The organism is Paenibacillus jiangxiensis (assembly GCF_046098255.1).
In the GTDB taxonomy this organism is placed as follows: Bacteria; Bacillota; Bacilli; order Paenibacillales; family Paenibacillaceae; genus Paenibacillus; species Paenibacillus jiagnxiensis.
Window position 1 is genome coordinate 129,033 of the sequence record NZ_JBJURI010000021.1, and the last position, 7,755, is coordinate 136,787.

Sequence of the window (7,755 nt, forward strand, 5' to 3'; positions counted from 1 at the left end):
ACTTCCGTGCCGGGTCAGGTTCATACCTATTTATATCTGCTATTTCAGCTTTTTGATCAGTCGATAACCATGTTTTTCAAACCCGATGTGTTCGTAAAAATCGAGTGCGACTGCATTTCGTTCACGATTTGCGCCTGTGACTACCATTTGCAAGCCTCCGCGCTCTCTGCCCCACTCTTCCGCCTGTGCAACGAGCCTTCTGCCGATTCCTTCGCGACGGTATTCATTGCAGACAATTAACAATGTGATCTGTGCGGCCGGCTCGGGATAGGCATGGCTCTGTACGATCTGAACGCCGATTGCGCCGGCTACCTTTCCGTCAACTTCCGCCATCATAATGCAGGCATTAGGATCAGCTTCAATGGATTCCATACGTTCGCGCATAACGGCGCAGGTCATCGGATAATTGATTTCCCGCATCAAACCTGTAACGCATTCGCAGTCACTGAGCTCACCGGTCCGAAGCGTCAGCTCCGGAGCCAAAACGTTATTTGACATGGTTTACGTTAACCTCCACTTTAAGCTTATTAGCAGCTTCTTTTGCAATTTTACGGGCTGTTTCCACTTCATCGGCTGTGCTCAAGGCTACAGCCATCCGCCGGCCCACTTTCGTCTCCGGCTTGCCAAACAATCTTACTTGGGTACGAGGCAGCTTCAGCGCTTCCTCTATTCCGCCCACCGCATAATCCTGAGCGGCGGTATTCGCTTTAAGCGTGGCAGAAGCACCCGGGGCGAGCAGCTGTACGTCGTGTACAGGCAGCCCGAGAATAGCCCGCACATGCAAGGCAAATTCGGATAAATCCTGTGTTGCCATGGTAACCATTCCGGTATCATGAGGACGGGGTGAAACTTCGCTGAAGACGACACCATCCGTTGTCAGAAACAGCTCGACACCAAAAATGCCGTATCCTCCCAGCTCGTCCGTAATGCGGCGCGCAATATCCTGTGCCTGTTCCAGCTGTCCGGCCGTCATCTGATGGGGCTGCCACGATTCGACATAATCCCCGTCCTTCTGCACATGTCCTATGGGCGGACAGAAGGTTGTCCCGCTCACCGAGCGTACGGTAAGAAGCGTAATCTCGCTTTCAAATGGAACAAAGGCCTCGACGATGACACGCGCCATACGGCCGCGTGCCCCTTCCAGAGCCGCGTTCCAGCAGGCAGGCGCTTCTTCCGGTGTTCGGCAGACGGATTGTCCCTTGCCCGAAGAGCTCATCAGCGGCTTCACCACACATGGCGTACCAAGCTCGGCTACCGCATGCTGCAGCTGTTCGAGGTTATCAGCAAAGCGGTACGCGGCGGTAGGCAGTCCCAACTGTTCGGCTGCCAGCCGGCGAATCCCTTCACGATCCATCGTAAGACGGGCAGCGCGGGCGGTAGGCACTACCTTAAGGCCCTCCTGCTCCAGCTCTTCCAGCGCATGAGTTGCGATCGCCTCAATTTCGGGGACGATCAGATCAGGCTGCTCCTTGCGAATCAGTGATTTTAAGGCTTCAGGATCCTGCATGTCTATGCAATAGGACCGATGGGCTACCTGCATGGCAGGCGCATGCTCATAACGGTCCACGGCAATGCATTCCACACCGTATCGCTGAGCCTCAATAATGACTTCTTTTCCGAGTTCGCCGCTGCCAAGCAGCAGCATTTTTTTCGCTCCAGCGGAAAAAGGAGCACCCCACATTTTGTTCCTTCCCCCTCAGAAGATATAGCTCGTTCTTCTTTATTTTCAGGGTTCACGGACAATAATGCAATAGTGCTCCGCAATTTTCTTTACAAAAAACGTGATTTTGCGATGTTTTTTTTACAAAAATCTGAACTGCGCTTCGACAAGTCCCCGATAGACCCCTTGTTTTTTCATTAATTGGTCATGGTTTCCTGCCTCCACGATCTCGCCATGGTCCAATACAATGATGTTGTCGGCATTCCGGATCGTTGACAGCCGGTGCGCAACCATGAAAGAAGTCCTGCCTTTCAGCAGCACCTTCAAAGCGTCCTGGATTTTGAGCTCCGTCTCGGTGTCGATGCTTGCCGTGGCCTCATCCAGAATGAGGATGCGAGGGTTTGCCAGCAGGGCGCGCGCGAAGGACAGCAGCTGTCTTTGTCCCATCGAGAGCACCGTTCCCCTCTCCTCAACCTCCGTCCTATAACCACCCGGCAGCTGCATAATAAACTCATGAGCGTGCACGGCCTTGGCGGCGGCCTCAATCTCTTCATCCGTGGCGTCAAGGCGTCCGAATCTTATATTATCGCGGATGGTGCCGGAGAAAATAAACGTATCCTGCAGCACGATGCTGATCTGACTGCGCAGGCTTTCCACCTGAACATCCCGAATGTCATAACCATCAATGGTCAACCGCCCTGAGGTGATGTCGTAGAAACGGCTCAGCAGGTTAATGATGGTGCTCTTGCCAGAGCCGGTATGACCGACGAGCGCGATAGATTCTCCTGCCTGAACGGATAAGCTGATGCCTTTCAAGGCCTGCCGCCCTTTCTCGTATTCAAATACGACGTTCTCCAGCTCGATATCCCCGCGGATGGGCGGCAGTGGCACCGCACCCGGCTTGTCGGAAATGGCGGGCTTCTCATCCATGAACTCAAAAATACGCTCCGAGGACGCCATCGCCACAAGCAGCTGGTTGTACATTTGCCCGAGCCGGTTAATGGGGTCCCAGAAGTTGCCGACATAGGTGGCAAAGGCCACCAGATAACCGATGGTCAGCTGTTCCGTTTGGATCAGGTATGAACCAAACCAGAACAGCACGAGCGTCCCCAGACCTCCGGTGATTTCAATCAGGGGGCCGAACCCCTGGTTCATCGCGGACGCCTTGTCCCAGGATCTTTTGCTGGAAAAGTTCATCCGGTCGAAAAAGGCCATGTTCTCATGCTCCTGCGTATACGCCTGGGTTACGCGAATGCCCTGAATGGATTCATTCAAATGGGAGTTGATGCGGGAGTTCTTCATTCTGACATCCTGCCAGGCGCGGCGTATCCGTACCCGCAGCTTGGTGGAGATGATGAACATCAAAGGCACGGTCAGCATGACGGCCAGGGCAAGCTTCCAGTTGATCAGCAGCAGAATGACGATGATGCCTGACAGCTGCACACAATCGATGAGCACATTAACCGCACCGTTCGTAAACAGGTCCTGCAGCGAGTTGATATCATTCGTCACACGGACAAGCACGGAGCCCGCAGGCCGCTTGTCAAAAAAGTTGAACGACAGCTTCTGGATATGCTTGAAGAGATCGGCTCTGAGATCATAAATGACACGCTGCCCGATAATATTCGTATATTTGATCCGGTACACATTCGCGCCCCACTGAATGATGTAAAGCACCAGGACAATTCCCGTCAAGGTCAGCAGCAGCTTGAGATTGGGGACCGTGATCGCTTTGTCAATGGCCTGGCTGGTTAAGAACGGTACGGCAAGCTTCGTCATCGTGCCCAGCACCATCATCAGCGCAATCAAGGGGAGCATTTGCCTCGCGTAAGGCTTCATATAAGCGAAGAGCCGCTTGAATTCCACCCAGTTGAAGGGCTTGTCGATCACTTCGTCATCCTGATAAACAAAGCGTTCATTCATGGGCTTGGCCTGTGGTTCTTCCTGCCGTTTACGCCTCTTGAAAGCGGAATTTTCACTTCTCTGCATATTCATATTCATGGATTCACCTTCTCCGCTGCGCTGGCCGTCTGCGCAATATGGTCTGCATATTGAATGTGATAGACGTCCTGATACACTCCCGGCGTGGACGTCAGCTCATCATGGGTTCCCCGCTGCACGACCCTGCCTTCCTCCAGCACCAGAATTTCGTCGGCATGCCGGAGCGAGGAGATGCGGTGCGCGATGATAAATGTCGTTCTTCCTTTCATCACCTCTTTAAAGCCGGCCTGAATCTCGTGCTCGGTTTCCATGTCGACAGCGCTGGTCGCGTCGTCCAGCACGAGTATCTTCGGGTTCTTCAGCAGGGCGCGGGCGATGGCGATGCGCTGCTTCTGCCCTCCGGACAATCCCAGCCCCCGTTCTCCCACCACGGTATCGTAGCCTTCCGGCAGCTCGCTGATGAAATCATGCGCCTTGGCCAGCTTGGATACCCGAATGATCTCCTCCATGCTCACATTGCTTATCCCGTAGGAAATATTGTTGCGGATCGAGGAAGAGAACAGAAAGGTTTCCTGGAACACGGACGAGATCTGGGAGCGCAAATCCTTGATTTTGATATGGCGGATATCCGTGCCGTCCAGCTTGATGCTGCCTTCATTCACATTGTAGGCGCGCATTAGCAGCTGAATAATAGTCGATTTTCCGGACCCGGTGCCCCCAAGCAGCCCGATCACGGAGCCGGGAGGAGCATCGATATGGATATCCACGACGGCAGGCATCTTGTTCCCGTAAGCAAACGTAACATGCTCGAACGTGACATGACCCTGGACCTTGCCGGAATCAAGCTCAATCACGCCATTTTCATCCTTGACATCCACTGGCTGGTTGAGCAGCTCAAGCACCCGTTCCCCGGAGGCTTTGGATTGCGTATAGTTGTTGATATGGAACCCGATGCTCCACATCGGACCGATGATATACCAGATCAGGCTGAAAAAAGCGACCAGCTCGCCCAGTGTCAAGGATTGGCGGATGACCAGGTAACCTCCAACACCCATGAGCAGTACAACGCTGACTGAGGCCAGCAGCTCCATGACCGGAAAATACCGGCTCCACAGATCAGCCGCGTTCAGCTGATTTCTCTTGTAATACTCGTTGCGGATCGTAAATTTATCCACTTCATGGGCCTCGCGCGCAAAGGACTTGACCGTACGCACGCCCGTAATGTTCTCCTGTACGGCCGTCGTCAAGGAGCTCAAGGCCTGACGCATATCTTGAAAGGTCGGGTGGATTTTGGATTCAAATTTGAGAGCGACAAAGGTGAGGAGCGGCATGCTGACGAGCGTGATCAGCGTTAGCTGCCAGTTAATGGTCAGCATGACCACTGCGCCGAAAACGAGCATCAGCAGCAAGTTGAGCAGTTGGGCGAACCCGAAGCCGATGAAGTTGCGGATCGCTTCCAGGTCCCCGGTAAGGCGGGACATGAGGTCTCCGGTTTTGGCGGTATCATAATAGCGGAAAGACAGGAACTGAAGCTTCTCGTAACAGGCATTGCGAAGACGGTAGGCCAAATAGTTTCCCAGCCTGCCGCCGAAAAATCCGTGGAGAAATTGCATGAAGGATTTGAGGATCACGACTCCCAGAGCCGTCAGGGCAAGCATGGGAACGTCTTCAAAATAGTGGGGCACAATTACATCGTCAATCAACCGCCGAAGCAATGTCGGGTACACAAGCCCGAGCGCGGTGGCTATGGCAAGGCATAGGATTGAAAAGAGCAAATAGTGCCTTCTCTCCTTGAAGAAGCCCTGCAGCTGCCTGAGAACATCCATGAGTTTTTCCCTCCATTAGGTCTCATAAATTTATAATGACATTTAAGAAGTTTATCACCCGCTTGACAGGGCGGCAAAGAGGATAACCCGCGGTATTCGGGCAGGAAGCCCCACATTTAACCAATGGTGTTTTGAAAACGCATTATTTTAATGGAATAGGGAAAATAACTCCCGTTTCCTTCCTTTTTTCAGCGTTAAGCCATGCACAAAAAGGCAGCCTCTCCTCATAGGATAAAGACTGCCTTGCGAAAACCGGTATAATGAGCGCGACTGCTGCAAACAGGGCCGGAAAATCCCGGACAGATCAGCTTGCCATCCGTTACATGTTTTCCTGCTCCAGCTCCGCCAGCCGCTCTGCCAGTGCCGTCCACTGTTCTGGACCTTCACTGCCGGCCAGGGACTGCTTCATGCCTTCCAGCGTCTCTGCCGTCTGCTCCTGAATTTGCCCGGCATGATGCTGTCTTTCCTGACGGACGCATTCCGCATAATAATCGGCAAGATTGCCGCCCACTCGCGCCGCCTCCTCCGCTACGAGCTGCCTGAGCAGCGGCTCAAGCTTATCCTGCAGCGAACGCCTTCCGGCACCCTCGAAGAAATGCTTCGGATTTTTGAAGAAGCTCCAGTAGCTTTTCCAATCGATCTTCCCCTGCAGGGAGGTCTCCACAAGCTCGGGCACCTTCCACTCCTGCGGTTCCGCCGGCTTGCTGTCCAGACCGTCCAGCAGCGCGTTGATCTCCTCACAGCAGCGGGAGCTTTCCTTCAGCACCATCGCTTTGCCCGCCTTCTCCAGCCTCAGCGTGGTGGCAAGCAGCTCCTGGCTCAGCTCAATTTCGAGCAGGCGCAGCAGCTCCCTGCCGCAGGCGGCAAACACGGAGCGCAGGTCTCCCTCTCCTTCGCGCAGCACGGAAGGATGGAAGGCTTCCGCCATGAATTCTCCCGTGCGATAGGTTATGCGCTGCCGGACATGATAGAGCAGCTCATCAGCCTCCGCCGCCATACCCGGAGCAGAAGCCTCGGAGGCAAGCGCGCCGGTAATGTCGAAGGAACGGGTGAGGGCAGCTTCCACTTGATGCAGGCGGCGCTCACGCTCCTCTTGTCCGGCTGCCGCCTCTTTGGCCCACTGTTCGATACGGGCACGCACCCTTTGAATCTCGCTGCCTGCCGCCCGAATGGACAGGCCTGCCAGCTCTTCGCCTGCGAAAGCATGGAATGACTGCTCAAACTCGGAAAACCTGGAGGCGTTGTAAAGCGCCGCTTCGTCCTTCTCACGGCCGTCAAGCGCAAGCATACTGGACACAGGGAAGATGCGCGGCTTGCGAATGCCGTTCGACTGCAGCTCCGCAGATACGTGCCGGACGACCGCCTGCAGCTCTTCCTCCGAGGAAGCAAGATCCGCCGCATTCACAATAAAAAAGGTCTGATCCAGCACTAACGCATCCTTCACCCTTCCGAGTTGGGCCAAAAACTGGCGGTCCCCCTGGGTGAAGGCATGATTGTAATAGGTGACAAATACGAGTGCATCCGCATGTTTCATATAATTGAAAGTCACGCCCGTATGACGGGCATTGACGGAATCCGCGCCCGGCGTATCCACCAGCACGATGCCCTGACGGGTGAGGGCACAATCGTAATACAGGTCAATCCGGTCTACAAAGCAGGACTTCGACTCGGCGGCCACAAAGCCCTTGTATTCCTCCATGCCAACGGTCAGCACCTGGCCGAGCTGTGCTTCCGCGTCCTTCCAGCCGGCCGCTGCAGCCTTGATAAAGCTGTAGTGCGGCCGTCCGGCCGGATGGATTCCCTCGGGCTTAAGCCGCTCCGCCGTGCGCAGCCACTGCTCACCATCCGGCATGTCGATGCCGAGCAGTCTGAACGAATACTCCAGATCCTCGCGCAGCGCAGCGGGAGACTTCATGTGGACTGCGGCCGTCCGGTGGTGCCGCTCGCCTTCCGGCGCCATGATGCGGTTGATCGCCGCCGTCGTCGGATGCGGCGAGACGGGCAGCACCGCTTCGCCAAGCAGGGCGTTGGCGAAGGAGGACTTGCCCGCGCTGAAGGCGCCGAACAGCGCGAGCGTGAACCGACCGTGCGCCAGACTGCGCGCACGGTCCCGCAGCCCTCTCACCGCCGCCTGCATGGCGGGGTAAGGGGCTGCCAGCGCGGCGGCGGCTTCCAGCCGGGCCGCCGCATCCGCGAGCCGCCGCTGCCGTCCGGCGGCGGCTGGCTGCGCAGCAGCGTCCCGGCGGCGTGCGGCCGGGACAGGCACGGCCGCCGGCGCGGGCCGTGCAGCAGGCGCAGCCCCGGCCGCGCCTGCGGGCGCCGCGGCGT

5 protein-coding genes are annotated in these 7,755 nt (G+C 55.9%); all 5 read right to left on the reverse strand.

What is annotated here, in order from left to right; translation table 11 throughout:
• Positions 1–39: 39 nt before the first annotated feature.
• Positions 40–498 (reverse strand): GNAT family N-acetyltransferase, encoded by a 459-nt coding sequence (locus tag ACI1P2_RS19915; protein ID WP_355321872.1) that lies wholly within the window; start codon positions 496–498, stop codon positions 40–42.
• The gene (gene purT, locus ACI1P2_RS19920) at positions 488–1,681 is read right to left on the reverse strand and encodes a formate-dependent phosphoribosylglycinamide formyltransferase (protein WP_355321874.1); all 1,194 of its coding nucleotides are present in this window, start codon (positions 1,679–1,681) and stop codon (positions 488–490) included. Before purT ends, ACI1P2_RS19915 begins: the two co-directional genes overlap by 11 nt.
• Positions 1,682–1,801: 120 nt before the next feature.
• The gene (locus tag ACI1P2_RS19925) at positions 1,802–3,583 is read right to left on the reverse strand and encodes an ABC transporter ATP-binding protein (RefSeq protein ID WP_355321892.1); all 1,782 of its coding nucleotides are present in this window, start codon (positions 3,581–3,583) and stop codon (positions 1,802–1,804) included.
• A 74-nt stretch (positions 3,584–3,657) separates the two neighbouring features.
• Positions 3,658–5,427, reverse strand: coding sequence for an ABC transporter ATP-binding protein (locus ACI1P2_RS19930; RefSeq protein WP_355321876.1), 1,770 nt, complete (start codon positions 5,425–5,427; stop codon positions 3,658–3,660).
• Between the two features lie 319 nt (positions 5,428–5,746).
• Positions 5,747–7,755 (reverse strand): dynamin family protein (locus tag ACI1P2_RS19935; protein WP_355321878.1); only part of this gene is annotated, 2,009 nt, incomplete at its 5' end.

Excerpts from the sequence above, each read along its gene's own strand:
- ACI1P2_RS19915 (WP_355321872.1), bottom strand. The coding sequence starts at position 498 with ATGTCAAATAACGTTTTGGCTCCGGAGCTGACGCTTCGGACCGGTGAG.
- purT (WP_355321874.1), bottom strand. The coding sequence starts at position 1,681 with ATGTGGGGTGCTCCTTTTTCCGCTGGAGCGAAAAAAATGCTGCTGCTT.
- ACI1P2_RS19925 (WP_355321892.1), bottom strand. The coding sequence starts at position 3,583 with ATGAATGAACGCTTTGTTTATCAGGATGACGAAGTGATCGACAAGCCC.
- ACI1P2_RS19930 (WP_355321876.1), bottom strand. The coding sequence starts at position 5,427 with ATGGATGTTCTCAGGCAGCTGCAGGGCTTCTTCAAGGAGAGAAGGCAC.